Origin of the sequence: Stenotrophomonas sp. AR029 (assembly GCF_047520695.2) — a bacterium.
GTDB lineage: Bacteria > Pseudomonadota > Gammaproteobacteria > Xanthomonadales > Xanthomonadaceae > Stenotrophomonas > Stenotrophomonas sepilia.
Map to the genome: position 1 here is coordinate 1,135,046 of NZ_JAXBQQ020000002.1, position 15,000 is coordinate 1,150,045.

Consider the following 15,000-nt stretch of genomic DNA (forward strand, 5'->3'; position numbering starts at 1 on the left):
TTCAGACGCCGGCGGCGCGCTTCCAGAACGCCTGCACCAGCGGCGGCCATCGGCCGACGCAGCCCAACGCACGGCCCCGGGCCAGGGTCAGGTGCATTTCGTCGTTGGAGAACAGGCGGTTGATCGCATCGAAGCTGTAGGCGGCGATGTGGTTGTCGCTCCGCCGTTCGCGTGCCCAGCGCTGCAGGCGCTGCGGCGACAGCCGCGGTTGGCCGCGGCGCTCTGCCGAGGGTGCCAGCCACTGCTGCAGGGCGGCGACATCACGCAGCCCCAGGTTCACGCCCTGCCCGGCCAGCGGATGCACCACATGCGCCGCGTCACCCAACGCCAGTACACGACCGGCCACGTAGTGACGGGCCAGCTGGCGGCGCAGCGGGAATGCCGCTCGCGGGGAGGCCAACCGCAGCTCACCCAGGCGTGCCGCGAAGGCGCGGGTCAGTTCGCGGTTGAAGCTGTCCTCGTCCAGTGCCAGAACACGCGCCGCCTCGTCCTCGGGCAGGGTCCAGACGATCGAGCTGCGGCGCTCGGCCACCGGCAGCAACGCCAGCGGCCCGCTTGGCAGGAAGCGCTGCCAGGCCGTGGCCTGGTTGGGAAGATCGCTGTCCACGTAGGCCACCACGCCACGCTGGTGGTAGTCATGGCGCTCCACCTCTATCCCGGCCAGCTGGCGGAGGGTCGATTCGGCGCCGTCGGCGGCCACCGCCAACGCCGCTTCCAGGCGACGCCCGTCATCCAGGCGCAGGCGCACGCCGTCCTCGTCCTGCTCCAGCGCGTCCACCCGTGCCGGGCAGTGCAGCTGCACACCCGCCGCCGGCAGCGCCGACCACAGGCGGTCCTGCAGCAGCCCGTTCTCGACGATGTAGCCCAGTTCGCGACGGCCGAAGCGATCGGCGTCGAACAGCAGATCCTCGCCACCGGCAGCGTCCCACACCTGCATGCGCCGGTAGGGCCATGCACGGGCCTGCGCGATCGCCGGCCACACACCAAGACGATTCAGCAGCTGTACGTTGTCGGCAGCGAAGGCGAACACGCGCAGGTCCGGCTGTGCGGCCTGCCACGGCGCCGGTTCGCTACCTTCCACCAGCGCCACCGACAGGCCAGCATCAGCCAGCGCCAGCGCACACGCGGCACCGACCACGCCACCGCCGATGATGGCCACATCAAGACGCGCGCGCCGGCTCATGCCGCTTCTCCACGGCACAGCCGCGGCACCTCGCCGCGGAAGCCCATCGCACCACCGACCAGCATCGATTGCACCGAGGCGCGCTGCGCGGCCACCAGGCCGAGGCTGCGCAGCGGCCGCATCAACGGCGCCGGATTGCTGGTCAGGCGCGCCAGCCCGCCGGAGAACGCCACCGTCTGCCGGCGGTCCTCTTCGCGGCGCGCGACATAGGCCTGCAGCAGTGCATCGCTGCCGGCATCCTCATGCGCATCCTCCAGCAGTTCAGCCAGGGTCAGCGCATCGCGCAGGCCCAGGTTGAAGCCCTGCGCACCCAGCGGATGGATGGTCTGCGCGGCATTGCCGAGCAGCACCGCGCGCTCTCCGGCCAACGCGCGCGCCAGCACCTGGATGAGCGGATAAGCACTGCGCGGGCCGGATTCGAGCAGCCGGCCGGCGCGCCAGCCGATCGCGTTCTGCAGGCGTTGCAGCCAAGCCGCATCGTCCAGCGCCATCACCGCATCGGCCTGGTCGCGCGCAACACCGTGCACGGTGCCGAAGTGGCGATCACCACGCGGCAGCAGGGCGGTCGGGCCGGTATCGGTGAAGCGCTCCCAGGCGGTGCCGTCCGGCGCGCGCTGGCTGCGCACGCGGGCCACGAACAGGGTCTGCTGGAAATCATGGCGGTCGACCTCGATGCCGAGCGCGCCGCGCACGCCACTGGTCGTGCCATCGGCCCCCACCACCAGCCGGGCCTGCAGCACGCGTTCGCCGGTCTCGTCGGCCACCCGCACCTGGCGGTAGCCGTCGACCACCTCGCCCAGGCCCAGGAAACGCATGGGCCGGTAGCGCCGCAGCCGCGGCAGCTCCTGCAGGCGCGCTTCCAGCGCCTGGCCGAAGTCCCGCGCCACCACCACCTGGCCGAACCACGGCCGGTCATAGTCGGAAGCCTCCAGCTGCACGCGGCCGAAATCGCCGGCGCGGCTGACGTGGATGCGGCGGATCGGGCCCGGCGCCATCGCCAGCTTCTGCATGACCCCCAGCGCGGTCAGCGCATTGACCGTGGCAGCGGCAAAACTGAGGTTGCGCTGGTCGAACACCGCCGGCAGCTCGCCGGCCGGGCTGGCCTCGAACAGGCCCACATCGCGGCCCAGGCGGTCCAGGGCGATGGCCAGGCTGGCACCGACCAGGCCACCACCGACGATCAGCACGTCATGTCGTTCACTCATGATGTTCATGATACGCGCTCGCCCTGCCCGAACGCCCAACACCACCCGACCTGCGCCAACCGGCGCGGCGGGCTAGAATGAAACCTGAATCCGCTCCGGGCCCGCTGCCATGTCCGCCACCGCCAACCGCGCCTTCGTCCTGTCCGTCCTCGTGCTGTTGCTGGCGGCGACCCGGGTCAACCACTTCGCGGCGATCCCCGATGCCTCCTGGGCGGTGTTCTTCATCGGTGGCTTCTACCTGGCCACGTGGACACGCTGGGCGTTTCCGCTGCTGATGGTGTTCGCCGTGCTGGTGGACTGGATCGTGATCCGCAGCAGCGGCCTGGATTTCTGGCAGCACTACTGCGTGTCGCCGGGTTACTGGCTGCTGCTGCCGGCGTATTTCTCGCTGTGGGCCGGCGGCATGCTGCTGGGCCGCAACTACCAGGGCGCACGCTGGCCGGTGCTGGCCAAGGGTGCACTGCTGCTGGTGGCCTCGGTGGCGGTCTGCCACCTGCTGGCGCAGGGCGGTTTCTACTGGACCACCCGCAACGTGGCCGAGCCGACGCTGGCCGGTTGGGCGCAGAACTACGCACAATGGTTCGGCCCCTACCTGCGCACCACCGCGATCTACGTGGCGCTGGCGGCGGCATTGCAGCTGGCCGTGGAGCAGGTACTGAAGCTCCAGCAGGCCCGCCGCGACATCCGGCACTGAGCCGCGCCATGGGTCATCGCCTCTCGCGCATCTATACCCGCACCGGCGACGACGGCAGTACCGGCCTCGGCGACGGCCAGCGCGTGGCCAAGGACGACGCCCGGGTGGTGTCCTACGGCACCGTCGATGAAGCCAACGCTGCGCTCGGCCTGCTGCTTGCCACCGCGCTGCCCGAGGATGTCCGTGCGCTGGTGGTGCATCTGCAGCACCAGCTGTTCGACCTGGGTGCCGAGCTGTGCATCCCGGGCCACGCCGCCATCCACGCCGCCGATGTCTCGGCACTGGAACAGCAGCTGGACCACTACAACGCCAACCTGCCGATTTTGAAGGAGTTCATCCTGCCGGCTGGTGGCGAGGCCGCCGCACGATGCCACCTGGCCCGCACCATCGTCCGCCGCGCCGAGCGCGAGACCGTCACCCTGGCCCGCCTTGAGCCCGTGCGCAGCGAGGCGCTGCAGTACCTCAACCGGCTGTCGGACCTGCTGTTCGTGCTGGCGCGCGTACTGGCCCGCGCCGACGGCCATGGCGAAGCGCTGTGGCAGCCACAGCAGCGCCAGCGCTGAGTCGGCACGATGCTGGTCTTCACCCATCCGTCCTGCCTGCTGCATGACCCCGGCCCCGGCCATCCGGAGTGCCCGCAACGCCTGCAGCAAGTACTCGATGCCCTGCACGCCGCGTTCCCCGGCCAGCTCGACTGGCGCGAGGCGCCGCCGGCCAAGTTCGGCGAACTGACCCGGGTCCACGACAGTGCCCTGCTCGACTTCGTGCTGCAGCCGCAGACCGCGCCGCTGCGCCAGCTGGACATGGACACCTGGACCTCGCCGGGCTCGGCCAGTGCCGCCGTGCACGCCGCCGGCGCCGGGGTGGCCGCGGTCGATGCAGTGATGCTGGGCGAGGATCCGCTGGCGTTCTGCGCGGTGCGGCCCCCGGGCCACCACGCCACCAGCAGCACCGCGATGGGCTTCTGCCTGCTCAACAACATTGCCATTGCCGCGGCCCATGCCCGCGACCGCCATGGGCTGGAGCGGATCGCGGTGGTCGATTTCGATGTCCACCATGGCAACGGCACCCAGGACATCTTCCAGCACGACGCCCGGGTCTCGTACTACAGCACCCACCAGGCCGGCCTGTTCCCCAATTCCGGCCTGCGCCGCGACCGCGGTGCCGGCAACCTGATGAACATCCTGCTGCCCCCGGGCAGTGGCGGTTTCCGCTTCCGCAACGTGTGGGCCGACGAAATGCTGCCGGCCATCGACGACTTCCGTCCGCAGCTGCTGCTGATCTCGGCCGGCTTCGACGCCCACCTGCGTGACCCGCAGGCCGACCTGATGCTGGAAACCGACGATTTCGCCTGGATCACCCGGGAGCTTCATGCGCTGGCGCGCCGTCATGCGGCCGGCCGGGTGGTCTCGATGCTGGAAGGCGGCTATGACCTGCAGGCCCTTGCCGAGTGCAGCGTGGCCCATGTCCGGGCCCTGCTGCTGCCCCCTCCCGGCAGCGTCTCCGGATGAACCCGAACCGGCAGGCTGCGGCGTCCTTCATTGCCCCTATGCAAGGGATGGGGCAAGCTACCGTCCGTTTTCGCCCGAATCCGAACCGCGTGCGCCGAGCCCTCCGCCTGCTTCCCCTGCCTCTGAGCATCGCCATCTGCCTGCCGGCAATGGCCGATGAAAAGCCGCTCAACTGGGGCCTGTGCCCGGCTACCGACGTGATTCCCGCGTTCACCGATGCGCCCACCCCGGTCCCGGGGCAGGACAAGGCCGCCGCCAGCGCTGCGCGCGAGCAGCAGCCGACCGACATCGAGGGTGACCAGCTGCTGGGCACGACCACTGTGCCGCAGTACGAAGGCAACGTGGCCCTGCGCCGCGGCGACCAGTTCGTCGGCACCGACAAGCTCAGCTTCGATACCGAGAGCGGCAACTACATCGCCGACGGCAATGTCCGCTACCAGGACTCCTCGATCCGCATGGTCGCCAAGCGCGCCGAGGGCAACCAGGAAAGCGACACCCACAAGATCACCGACATCAAGTACCAGCTGGTGTCGCGCCGCGGCAACGGCGATGCCGAGTCGGTCGACCTGCAGGGCGCGGTCGGCCAGATGCACCGCTCCACCTACACCACCTGCGACCCGTCACAGCCGGTGTGGAAGCTGTCGGCGCCGCAGATCGAAGTGGACAACGACGAGGGCTTCGGCACCGCCCGCAACGCCGTGCTGCGGATCGGCAAGGTGCCGGTGCTGTGGGCGCCGTACTTCAAGTTCCCGATCGATGACCGCCGCAAGACCGGCCTGCTGTTCCCGCAGCTGGGTATGTCCGGGCGCAACGGATTCGACTACGCACAGCCGATCTACTTCAACCTGGCGCCGAACTACGACGACACGTTGACCCCGCGCTACATGAGCCGCCGCGGCCTGATGCTCGACAACGAGTTCCGCTATCTCTACAACGGCGGCCGCGGCGAACTGCTGACCGCGTTCATGCCCAACGACAAGCTGCGCGACCGCGACCGCGGCCGGGTGATGTTCAGCGGTTACCACAACGTGGACAGCCACTGGCAGGCCCGTGCGAACCTGGCCTGGGTCAGCGACGAGCGCTATGTCGAGGACTTCGCCAACCGCCTGGTCGGGGTGACTGCCTCGAACCTGCAGAGCACCGTGGGCCTGTACGGCACCGGCAGGAACTGGACGGCCGGCATCATGGCCGACCGCTGGCAGCTGACCGACTACACGCTCAATGAAAGCGCGCTGCCGTACAACCGCCAGCCGCGCCTGTACTTCAACTGGGACAAGCCGGTCCTGCCGTGGCTGGAAACCGGCATCTATGCCGAAGCCGTGCGCTTCACCCACGACGACATCAACTTCAAGTACGGCGCCGATGCGGGACCCGACCTGCAGTACACGCGCAACGGCCAGACCCAACGCATGTACGGCGGCTCGCGACTGGACGTGAAGCCGTACGTGTCGTTCCCGATCAGTGGCGCGGCGTGGTACGTCACCCCGACCCTGGCCTACCGCTACACCGGCTACGACCTGGACCAGGGCCTGGCTGACAGCGTCCGCCGCAACGTGCTGGCCTCGCAGGGCGTCGACCCGAACACCGCCACGCCGGAGCAGCTGCGCGGCAACAAATCGCCCAGCCGCAGCCTGCCGATCGGCAGCATCGACGCCGGCCTGTTCTTCGATCGCGAGACCACGATCGGCGGCAAGTCATTCCTGCACACGCTGGAACCGCGCCTGTTCTACCTGCGCACGCCGTACCGCAACCAGGACGACCTTCCGATCTTCGACACCCGTGACTTCACGTTCAGCTGGGGCCAGCTGTTCCGCGACTCGCGCTACACCGGCGCCGACCGCCAGAACGATGCCAACCAGCTGACCCTGGCATTGGGCACCCGCTTCATCGACCAGACCACCGGCAAGGAACGCTTCTCGGCGGCCATCGGCCAGATCCAGTATTTCGACGAGTCGCGGGTGACCGTCACCCCGGGCGGCGCGCCGGTGGAAAAGGGCAAGTCGGCGTGGATCGCCGACGGCAACTACATGATCAACGACCGCTGGACCCTGGGTGCCACCTACCAGTGGGACCCGAAGTACAAGCGTGAGGATCTGGCCAGCGTCCGTGCCCGCTATCTGATGCCCAACGATGGCGTGATCAACCTCAGCTACCGCTACCGCATCAACTCGGGCGCCCCGGCCAACGCCAACAAGCACGACCGTACCCTGCTGGAACAGGCCGACCTGTCGTTCCTGTACCCGCTGAATGCGCGCTGGAGCCTGGTCGGTCGCTACTACTACTCGCTGCAGGACAAGGAGCCGCTGGAAATCATCGGCGGTGTCCAGTGGGACAGCTGCTGCCTGGCCGTGCGTGTGGTCGGCCGCCGCTATGTCCGCAACCGCGAAGGCGAGATGAACAACTCCATCCAGGTGGAGTTCGTGCTCAAGGGCCTGAGCTCCCTGGGGCAGGACACGGACCGTACCCTGCGCCGTGCTATCCTCGGCTACAACCGCGACGACCTCTATCTCGTGCCGCCGAGCAACACCGGGGCGACCCGGGATGACTACGATCCGAACCTGATCCCATGACCAAGCGCTTCCCCGTTCTTCTCGCCTCGCTGCTGGCGGTGTCCAGCGTGTCCGCCCCCCTGCAGGTGCTTGCCCAGGAGGCGCAGCCGCTTGACCGCATCGCTGCCGTCGTCGATGAGGACGTGATCCTGCAGAGCGAGCTCCAGCGTGCGATCGCCAACATCAAGGCGCAGTATGCCGGTCGCGAAAACCAGCTGCCGCCGGAAGACGTGCTCAGCCGCCAGGTGCTCGAACGCCTGGTGCTGGTCAAGCTGCAGGTGGCCCGCGCCCAGGGCAGCGGCATCCGTGTCAGCGACCAGGAGCTGAACCAGGCGATGAACGCCATCGCCCAGCAGAACGGTTCGAACCTGGATGCCCTTCGCCAGCGCCTGGCCCATGACGGTATCGATTTCAACGATTTCCGCGCGTCGGTGCGTGACGAGATCACCGTGCAGCGCCTGCGCCAGAGCTTCGCGCAGAGCCGCATCAGCGTCAGCGAGGGTGAAGTCGACGCCGCGCTGAAGCAGCAGGCCACGGTAGGCAACCAGTATCACCTGGCGCACATCCTGATCGCCCTGCCCGACGGTGCCAACGCCGACCAGATCGCCACCGGCCAGAAGAAGGCCGATGGCGTGAAGGCCCTGCTGGACAAGGGCGAGCTGGACTTCAACGCGGCGGCCGTGCGCTATTCGGACAGCCCGAACGCGCTGGAAGGCGGCGATCTGGGCTGGCGCAGCCTGGATGAAATCCCGCAGGCCTTTGCCCAGTTGATGGAAAAGATGAAGCCGGGCGAGGTGGTCGGCCCGATCCGCGGCCCGAGCGGCTTCCAGCTGCTGAAGCTGGTGGAAGTGCGTGACAGCAGTTCCGCCGCCGGTGAGCAGACGGTCACCGAGTTCCACGGCCGCCACATCCTGGTCCGCGTGGACGACCACCAGACCGATGCCGCTGCCAAGGCCAAGATCGATACCCTGCGCGCCCGCATTGCCGGCGGCGCCGACTTCCAGACCGTTGCCAGGGAGTCCTCCGAGGACAACAACAGCAAGGGCCAGGGCGGTGATCTCGGCTGGTTCCCGGCTGACGCGTTCGGTCCGGCCTTCGGCCAGCAGGTGAGTGGCCTGCAGGATGGTGGCGTCAGCCAGCCGTTCCGCACCGACGCCGGTTGGCACATCGTGCAGCGCGTGGCGACCCGCCAGACCGACGTGACCACCGACAACCAGCGCGCCCAGGTCCGCGAGACCATCGGCCGCCGCAAGCTGGAAGACGAGTACAACCGCTTCCTGCAGGAACTGCGTGGCGAAGCCTACGTCAGCTTCCGCAGCGGCGACCGCGCGGAAAACACCGCCACGCCGCCGCAGTCCTGACCGATGCGCCCCGAGCTCGCTCTGGTACCGGGCGAGCCCGCCGGGATCGGCCCGGAGCTGTGTGTCCGCCTCGTTCAGCAGCCGCGTGAAGATTGCCGGCTGCTGGCCTTCGCCGACCCGGACACCCTGCGCGCGGCTGCGGCCGCCCTGAACCTGCCCCTGCAACTGCTGCCCGAGCACGCCGAAGCACGCGTCCCCGGCGATCTGCGCCTGCGCGCCGTCCGCAACGCGGCGCCCAGCCACTTCGGCCAGGCCGATCCGGCCAATGCCAGCGCGGTCATCGGCGCCCTGCTCGGCGCCGGCCAGGCCTGCCTGTCCGGTGAGCTGCACGGTGTGGTGACCGGCCCGGTGCACAAGGCGGTCATCAACGAGGGCGGCATCGCCTACAGCGGCACCACTGAACTGCTGGCCGACCAGGCCGGAGTGAAGGTGGTGATGATGCTGGCCAATCACATTGTCCGCGTGGCCCTGGCCACCACCCACCTGCCGCTGCGCGAGGTGGCCGATGCGATCACCGCGCCCAGCCTGGAACACACCCTGCGCACGGTGCATGCCGCGCTGCGCCGCGAGTTCGGCCTGCCTGCGCCGCGCATCGCGGTGCTCGGGCTGAACCCGCATGCCGGCGAAGACGGTCATCTGGGACGCGAGGAACTGGACCTGGTCATCCCCCTGCTGCAGCGCCTGCGCGCGGAGGGCATGGACCTGGTCGGGCCGCTGCCGGCCGACACCGCCTTCCTGCCGGCCAAGCTGGCCGGTTTCGACACCGTGCTGGCGATGTACCACGACCAGGGCCTGCCGGTGCTGAAGTATTCCGGCTTCGAACAGGCGGTGAACCTGACCCTCGGCCTGCCCTACCCGCGCGTGGCGGTCGACCATGGCACCGCGCTGGACCTGGCCGGCCGCAGCATCGCCGATCCTTCCAGCCTGCAGGCGGCAACGACGCTGTGTGCGCAGCTGGCGCGGCAACGTACACTGAGCGCATGAATTCCCCGCATTCCCCCTCCGGCCCGGTGTTCACCGCACCGGCCAAGAAGCAGCTTGGCCAGCATTTCCTGGCCGATCGCCACTACATCGACAAGATCGTGATGGCGGTCAATCCGAAAGATGGTGACCGCCTGGTCGAGATCGGACCCGGCCAGGGCGCCATCACCCTGCCGCTGCTGCGCGTGCACCCGACGCTGACGGTGATCGAGTTCGACCGCGACCTGATCGCGCCGCTGACCGCCGCCGCCGAGCCGCTGGGCGAGCTGACCATCGTCCATCGCGACGTGCTGCGCGTGGACTTCACCGAACTGGCCAATGGCCAGCCGATCCGCCTGGTCGGCAACCTGCCCTACAACATCTCCTCGCCGATCCTGTTCCATGCGCTGGAGCATGCCGCAGTGATCCGCGACATGCACTTCATGCTGCAGAAGGAGGTGGTCGACCGCATGGCCGCCGGCCCCGGCAGCAAGGTGTATGGCCGCCTCAGCGTGATGCTGCAGGCCTACTGCCAGGTGACCTCGCTGTTCGTGGTTCCGCCGGGCGCGTTCCGGCCGCCGCCGAAGGTCGATTCCGCCGTGGTGCGGCTGGTGCCGCGTGACCCGGCCTCGATCAGCATCAACGACCACACGCGCTTCGCCGAGGTGGTCAAGGCCGCCTTCGGGCAGCGCCGCAAGACCCTGCGCAATGCTCTGAACAACGTGGTGTCCGCCGAGCAGTTCATCGCTGCCGGCGTGCGTCCCGATGCCCGCGCCGAACAGCTGGACGTGGCCGAATTCATCGCTTTGGCCAATGTCTCCTGATTACACTGCCGGTATGGAAGACGCTGACGTATATGCCATCTCCGTCGAAGTCGCGCCGCGCTTCCTCGACGATCAATCCGCGCCGGAAGACGGTCGCTTTGCGTTCGCCTACACGATCCGCATCCACAACCAGGGGCGGGTCGCCGCACGCCTGGTCGCACGCCACTGGCGCATCACCGATGCCAATGGCCGTGTCGAGCATGTCGATGGCGACGGGGTGATCGGCGAGCAGCCGCGGCTGCGCCCCGGTGAAGACTTCCGTTACACGTCCGGTGTCATGCTGGGGACCGATCACGGGACCATGCAGGGGCACTACGACATGGTCGCCGACGATGGCACCGAATTTGCCGCGCCGGTCGCACCGTTCGTGCTGGCCGTCCCGCGTACCCTGCACTGACACGGAGGCCGAACGATGAGTGTGTGGGCGATCGGCGACCTGCAGGGCTGCTACGACGTGACCCAGCGGTTGCTGGAGAAGATCCGCTTCGACCCGGCCCAGGACACCCTGTGGTTCTGCGGCGACCTGGTCAACCGTGGCGGCCAGTCGCTGGAAACGCTGCGGCTGGTGCATTCGCTGCGCGAGCACAGCGTGGTGGTGCTGGGCAACCATGATCTTTCGCTGCTGGCCGTCGGTGCACGCACCGAAGAGGAGCAGCGCAAGGTCAACCCGGACCTGCTGCGCATCGTGCAGGCCGAGGACCGCGACGAACTGCTGGACTGGCTGCGCCTGCAGAAGCTGGTGCATGTGGATCGCGAGCTGGGCTGGATGATGGTGCACGCCGGCCTGGCGCCGAAGTGGACCACGCAGATGGCAGAGAAGCACGCCGCCGAAGTCGAGGTGCAGCTGCACGGCGCCGGCTACCGCAAGCTGTTCCGCAACATGTACGGCGACAAGCCAAGCTGGGCGCCGAACCTGTCCGGCTACGACCGTTCGCGTGCGATCATCAACGTGCTCACCCGCATGCGCTACTGCACCCCGCGCGGGCGCATCGGCATCGAGGACAAGGGCACCCCTGGCACGCAGGAACAGGGACTCTACCCCTGGTTCGAAGTACCTGGACGGGTCGAGCGCGACCTCAAGATCGTCTGCGGCCACTGGTCGGCGCTGGGCCTGACCATCACCCAGGGCGTGCACGCCATCGACACCGGCGCAGTCTGGGGCGGCAAGCTGACCGCGATCCAGCTCGATACCGACGAGCTGCGCGTGGTGCAGGTACCGGGCCGTGATGTACCGGCACCCGTACCCCACGCCCGCCCGCCGGCGCGACCGGCGCACGAGCGCTCCGCCGCTGCGGTGCAGGGCAAGGAACAGGGCGGCGGCAACGCCGCTGCTGCCAACCCGGGCAACCGTGGTCCGCGCCGTCGTCGCCGTCGAGGTGGTGGCGGTGGAGGCTCCGGTGGACCCCACAACAACGGCGCCGCGCCGCAGGCATGACGCGACGCGGCTGGGCACCATGGAGGGTGCTGCTGCTGACGCTGGCCCTGGCCAGCGGCTGCCAGCCTGCTTCGCCCCCGGCTCCCACCGGCGGCGGAAATGCCGCCCCCACGCCATCGCAGCCGCAGGCCCCTTCACCGCCACTGGTGGCCGCAGCGCGCGCACAGATCGGCGTCACCACCCGTTACGATCCCGCCTACCAGGTCCTGTCCTATCCCGGCGGCGACGTCCCGCTTGATCGCGGCGTGTGCACCGACGTGGTGGTGCGCGCCCTGCGCAGCCAGGGCCTGGACCTGCAGGCGCGCGTGCATGAAGACATGCGCGGCAACTTCAGCGCGTATCCCGCGATCTGGGGCCTGTCACGGCCGGACCGCAACATTGATCATCGACGTGTGCCGAACCTGATGCGCTGGTTCGAACGGCAGGGCTGGCAGCAACCGATCACCGCCCTCGCCACCGACTATGCGGCCGGTGACATCGTGGCCTGGAAGCTCAACGGCAACGGTCTGCTGCATGTCGGCATCGTCTCCGACCGGAGGCTGGCCAATGGCACACCGCTGGTGCTGCACAACATCGCGCGCGGCACGCGTGAAGAGAACCTGCTGTTCCAGCACGCGATCATCGGGCATTACCGGATGCCGTAGGCACCTGCAGAGCCGGGCCATGCTCAGCTACGGGAGGTATCAGGCAACAGCAGCCGAGCATGGCTCGGCTCTACAGAAAACCATCCTCAGCGGCGCACGTAATGCACGAAGCGGAACGCATAGGCGTGGCGGTCATCGGCCGGATGCGGCTCGCTGCTCACTTCCCGCCAGTCCTGCACGGCCACCTCGGGGAAATGGGTGTCGGCGGGGACTTCGGCATCGACCCAGGTCAGGTACAGGTCGCTGGCCTGGTCCAGCAGCTGATGGAAGATCTCGCCGCCGCCGATGATGCACAGCTCGCTGGCGCCCTCGCCTTCGGCAATCGCCTTCGCCTCGTCCAGCGACGCCACCGCGCGCATGCCCGCGAACGGCACCTGGCCGCTGCGGGTCAGCACCAGGTTGGTGCGCCCCGGCAGTACGCGGCCGATCGACTCGGCCGTCTTGCGCCCCATCAGGATCGGCTTGCCCAGGGTGAGCGCCTTGAAGTGCTTGAAATCATCCGGCAGGTGCCAGGGCATGGCATTGCCCTGGCCGATGCCACGGTTGCGGTCCAGCGCCACGATCATCGAGAGCTTCATTTGTCCGGATACAACTCGTTGAAGATTTTCATCGCCGCGCTACGTCCACCGAGTACTGTCGCAACCGCTGAGCAATAGAGCAGGAACAGTATTGCCGCAGTAGTCGGTTTGAGGTCAGTAATCATGACCCAAAGGTCCACATCCTTTCCCGCGACCGCCGCATTGGCGACTGCCAGGAGAGGAGTAATTAACACACCAACAGTCAATGCAACGGCCAGGGAGCCGGACATCGACATCAAGCCTTCCGCCAGCTTTTCCCGTGCCTTTCGTGAATGTTTGCTCATTGCTTCTCCACTTGGTGAATCCGAGAAACAATCTGCATCAGTCAGGTCTCACCAGCTGATACGCAGCATGCCAAACATCACTCACACCGCCACCGGCGCCTTGATCGCCGGGTGCGGGTCATAGCCGTCGATGCGGATGTCGTCGAACCGGAAGCCGAACAGGTCGCTCACCTCCGGGTTCAACCACAGCTTCGGCAGCGCGCGCGGTTCACGCGAAAGCTGCTCGCGCGCCTGCTCGAAATGGTTCGAATACAGGTGCGCGTCGCCCAGCGTATGCACGAAGTCGCCCACGCCCAGGCCCGTGGCCTGCGCCACCATGTGGGTCAGCAGCGCATAGCTGGCGATGTTGAACGGCACGCCGAGGAAGATGTCGCCGCTGCGCTGGTACAGCTGGCAGCTGAGCTTGCCGTCCACCACGTAGAACTGGAACAGATTGTGGCACGGCATCAGCGCCATCTGCGAAAGCTCGCCCACGTTCCAGGCGCTGACCACCAGCCGGCGCGAATCGGGGTTGCGCTTGATCTCGTCCACCAGCCACTGCATCTGGTCGATCTCGCGGCCATCGGCGGTGGCCCAGCTGCGCCACTGCTTGCCGTAGACCGGGCCGAGGTCGCCGTTCTCGTCGGCCCACTCGTCCCAGATGCGTACCTGGTTGTCCTTCAGGTAGCCGATGTTGGTATCGCCCTTCAGGAACCACAGCAGCTCGTGGATGATCGAGCGCAGGTGCAGCTTCTTGGTGGTGACCAGCGGGAAACCTTCATTGAGGTCGAAGCGCATCTGCCAGCCGAACACGCTGCGGGTGCCGGTGCCGGTGCGGTCGCTCTTCTCCGCGCCATGTTCCAGCACATGCGCGAGCAGGTCCAGGTAGGCCTTCATGCCTTGCCCTCCGCAGCCATCACCGGTTGCGGCTGCAGCACCGGCGCGCGGCGCGACATCGCCAGCAGCACCAGGCCGAAGGCGATGAGCGGCAGGCTGAGGATCTGGCCACGGGTCAGCCAGTCGAAGGCCACGTAGACGCCGTTGTCGGGCATGCGTACGAATTCGACGGCGAAGCGGAACAGGCCGTACATCAGCGCGAACAGGCCGCCGACCAGGTAACGGTGGCGCGGCTTGGCCGACACCGTCCACAGCACCACGAACATCACCAGGCCTTCCAGGAACGCTTCATACAGCTGCGAGGGATGGCGGGCGAACTGGTTCAGCGCGCCGGTGGCGAACTGCGCCTGCAGGGTCGCGTGGTCCAACTGGTTCAGCGGCGCCGGCAGGCCCGACGGGAACACCACGCCCCACGTGCCGTCGGTGTACTTGCCCCACAGCTCGGCGCCGATGAAGTTGCCGATGCGACCAAAACCCAGGCCCAGCGGTACCAGCGGCGCCATGAAATCCATGGTGTCGAAGAAGTGCAGCGCGTGCTTGCGCGACCACCACCAGCAGGCACCCAGCACGCCCAGCAGGCCGCCATGGAAACTCATGCCGCCGTCCCACACCTTGAACAGCAGCAGCGGGTTGTGCAGGAAATCGCCCAGCGCGTAGAACAGCATGTAGCCGATGCGGCCGCCCAGCACCACGCCGAGCATGGCGTAGAACAACAGGTCGGAGAAGCCGTTGGCATCGACGCCCGGCAGGCGCCCGGCGGCGATGCGCGTGCGGCCCAGCAGCCAGGCCGCAGTGAAGCCGAGCAGGTACATGATGCCGTACCAGTGCACCTTGATCGGCCCCAGCGAGAGGGCGATGGGGTCGATGTCGTGGAAGTAGATCATGGAAGGTGCCTT

16 protein-coding genes are annotated in these 15,000 nt (G+C 67.9%); 10 read left to right on the forward strand and 6 right to left on the reverse strand.

Going from position 1 to position 15,000, the window contains the following annotated elements; genetic code table 11:
* Window position 1: 1 nt before the first annotated feature.
* Entirely contained in the window at window positions 2-1,183 is a 1,182-nt protein-coding gene (locus ACM0PB_RS11875; protein ID WP_374083007.1) for a UbiH/UbiF family hydroxylase, read from the reverse strand.
* Window positions 1,180-2,388: a 2-octaprenyl-6-methoxyphenyl hydroxylase gene (gene ubiH, locus ACM0PB_RS11880; protein WP_414604873.1), complete on the reverse strand. Its 1,209-nt coding sequence runs from the start codon at window positions 2,386-2,388 to the stop codon at window positions 1,180-1,182. Before ubiH ends, ACM0PB_RS11875 begins: the two co-directional genes overlap by 4 nt.
* Window positions 2,389-2,497: 109 nt before the next feature.
* On the opposite strand from ubiH, the gene ACM0PB_RS11885 reads away from it, so the two are divergent.
* From ACM0PB_RS11885 to ACM0PB_RS11930, 10 genes are all read left to right on the forward strand, one after another.
* On the forward strand, window positions 2,498-3,082 hold the full coding sequence (locus ACM0PB_RS11885; protein WP_005415353.1) for a hypothetical protein: 585 nt from the start codon (window positions 2,498-2,500) through the stop codon (window positions 3,080-3,082).
* An 8-nt stretch (window positions 3,083-3,090) separates the two neighbouring features.
* Window positions 3,091-3,645, forward strand: coding sequence for a cob(I)yrinic acid a,c-diamide adenosyltransferase (locus ACM0PB_RS11890; RefSeq protein WP_414604874.1), 555 nt, complete (start codon window positions 3,091-3,093; stop codon window positions 3,643-3,645).
* A 9-nt stretch (window positions 3,646-3,654) separates the two neighbouring features.
* Window positions 3,655-4,593 carry a histone deacetylase family protein gene (locus tag ACM0PB_RS11895; protein ID WP_053500468.1) on the forward strand — a complete coding sequence of 313 codons (939 nt, stop codon included), beginning with the start codon at window positions 3,655-3,657 and terminating at the stop codon, window positions 4,591-4,593.
* 89 nt (window positions 4,594-4,682) lie between these two features.
* Window positions 4,683-7,163, forward strand: a complete 2,481-nt coding sequence (gene lptD / locus ACM0PB_RS11900; RefSeq protein ID WP_081275821.1) for an LPS-assembly protein LptD — start codon at window positions 4,683-4,685, stop codon at window positions 7,161-7,163.
* The gene (locus ACM0PB_RS11905) at window positions 7,160-8,503 is read left to right on the forward strand and encodes a peptidylprolyl isomerase (protein ID WP_053500472.1); all 1,344 of its coding nucleotides are present in this window, start codon (window positions 7,160-7,162) and stop codon (window positions 8,501-8,503) included. The genes lptD and ACM0PB_RS11905 overlap by 4 nt, the downstream gene beginning before the upstream one ends.
* 3 nt (window positions 8,504-8,506) lie before the next feature.
* Window positions 8,507-9,487: a 4-hydroxythreonine-4-phosphate dehydrogenase PdxA gene (gene pdxA / locus ACM0PB_RS11910; RefSeq protein ID WP_139726750.1), complete on the forward strand. Its 981-nt coding sequence runs from the start codon at window positions 8,507-8,509 to the stop codon at window positions 9,485-9,487.
* Window positions 9,484-10,287, forward strand: coding sequence for a 16S rRNA (adenine(1518)-N(6)/adenine(1519)-N(6))-dimethyltransferase RsmA (rsmA, locus tag ACM0PB_RS11915; RefSeq protein ID WP_414604875.1), 804 nt, complete (start codon window positions 9,484-9,486; stop codon window positions 10,285-10,287). Before pdxA ends, rsmA begins: the two co-directional genes overlap by 4 nt.
* Before the next feature lie 13 nt (window positions 10,288-10,300).
* A complete protein-coding gene (gene apaG / locus ACM0PB_RS11920) occupies window positions 10,301-10,684 on the forward strand; it encodes a Co2+/Mg2+ efflux facilitator ApaG/CorD (RefSeq protein WP_008268668.1) in 384 nt (127 codons plus the stop codon).
* A gap of 15 nt (window positions 10,685-10,699) precedes the next feature.
* Entirely contained in the window at window positions 10,700-11,722 is a 1,023-nt protein-coding gene (locus ACM0PB_RS11925; protein WP_065179686.1) for a symmetrical bis(5'-nucleosyl)-tetraphosphatase, read from the forward strand.
* On the forward strand, window positions 11,719-12,366 hold the full coding sequence (locus ACM0PB_RS11930; protein ID WP_032953945.1) for a DUF1287 domain-containing protein: 648 nt from the start codon (window positions 11,719-11,721) through the stop codon (window positions 12,364-12,366). Before ACM0PB_RS11925 ends, ACM0PB_RS11930 begins: the two co-directional genes overlap by 4 nt.
* An 86-nt stretch (window positions 12,367-12,452) precedes the next feature.
* Here the strand turns inward: ACM0PB_RS11930 and ACM0PB_RS11935 are convergent, their stop codons facing one another.
* The 4 genes from ACM0PB_RS11935 to lgt form a co-directional block, all read right to left on the reverse strand.
* Complete coding sequence (locus ACM0PB_RS11935; RefSeq protein WP_053500480.1) at window positions 12,453-12,944, reverse strand: dihydrofolate reductase; 492 nt, start codon at window positions 12,942-12,944, stop codon at window positions 12,453-12,455.
* Window positions 12,941-13,228, reverse strand: a complete 288-nt coding sequence (locus tag ACM0PB_RS11940) for a hypothetical protein (RefSeq protein ID WP_065179687.1) — start codon at window positions 13,226-13,228, stop codon at window positions 12,941-12,943. Before ACM0PB_RS11940 ends, ACM0PB_RS11935 begins: the two co-directional genes overlap by 4 nt.
* 81 nt (window positions 13,229-13,309) lie before the next feature.
* Entirely contained in the window at window positions 13,310-14,104 is a 795-nt protein-coding gene (locus ACM0PB_RS11945) for a thymidylate synthase (RefSeq protein ID WP_005415342.1), read from the reverse strand.
* Window positions 14,101-14,988, reverse strand: coding sequence for a prolipoprotein diacylglyceryl transferase (lgt, locus tag ACM0PB_RS11950; RefSeq protein ID WP_005415341.1), 888 nt, complete (start codon window positions 14,986-14,988; stop codon window positions 14,101-14,103). Before lgt ends, ACM0PB_RS11945 begins: the two co-directional genes overlap by 4 nt.
* Between the last annotated feature and the right edge of the window lie 12 nt (window positions 14,989-15,000).

Coding starts and splice junctions, on each gene's coding strand:
- ubiH (WP_414604873.1), bottom strand. CDS start 2,388: ATGAGTGAACGACATGACGTGCTGATCGTCGGTGGTGGCCTGGTCGGT.
- ACM0PB_RS11895 (WP_053500468.1), top strand. CDS start 3,655: ATGCTGGTCTTCACCCATCCGTCCTGCCTGCTGCATGACCCCGGCCCC.
- ACM0PB_RS11930 (WP_032953945.1), top strand. CDS start 11,719: ATGACGCGACGCGGCTGGGCACCATGGAGGGTGCTGCTGCTGACGCTG.
- ACM0PB_RS11935 (WP_053500480.1), bottom strand. CDS start 12,944: ATGAAGCTCTCGATGATCGTGGCGCTGGACCGCAACCGTGGCATCGGC.
- pdxA (WP_139726750.1), top strand. CDS start 8,507: ATGCGCCCCGAGCTCGCTCTGGTACCGGGCGAGCCCGCCGGGATCGGC.
- lgt (WP_005415341.1), bottom strand. CDS start 14,988: ATGATCTACTTCCACGACATCGACCCCATCGCCCTCTCGCTGGGGCCG.
- ACM0PB_RS11890 (WP_414604874.1), top strand. CDS start 3,091: ATGGGTCATCGCCTCTCGCGCATCTATACCCGCACCGGCGACGACGGC.
- ACM0PB_RS11905 (WP_053500472.1), top strand. CDS start 7,160: ATGACCAAGCGCTTCCCCGTTCTTCTCGCCTCGCTGCTGGCGGTGTCC.
- ACM0PB_RS11925 (WP_065179686.1), top strand. CDS start 10,700: ATGAGTGTGTGGGCGATCGGCGACCTGCAGGGCTGCTACGACGTGACC.
- ACM0PB_RS11945 (WP_005415342.1), bottom strand. CDS start 14,104: ATGAAGGCCTACCTGGACCTGCTCGCGCATGTGCTGGAACATGGCGCG.
- ACM0PB_RS11940 (WP_065179687.1), bottom strand. CDS start 13,228: ATGAGCAAACATTCACGAAAGGCACGGGAAAAGCTGGCGGAAGGCTTG.
- rsmA (WP_414604875.1), top strand. CDS start 9,484: ATGAATTCCCCGCATTCCCCCTCCGGCCCGGTGTTCACCGCACCGGCC.
- apaG (WP_008268668.1), top strand. CDS start 10,301: ATGGAAGACGCTGACGTATATGCCATCTCCGTCGAAGTCGCGCCGCGC.
- ACM0PB_RS11875 (WP_374083007.1), bottom strand. CDS start 1,183: ATGAGCCGGCGCGCGCGTCTTGATGTGGCCATCATCGGCGGTGGCGTG.
- ACM0PB_RS11885 (WP_005415353.1), top strand. CDS start 2,498: ATGTCCGCCACCGCCAACCGCGCCTTCGTCCTGTCCGTCCTCGTGCTG.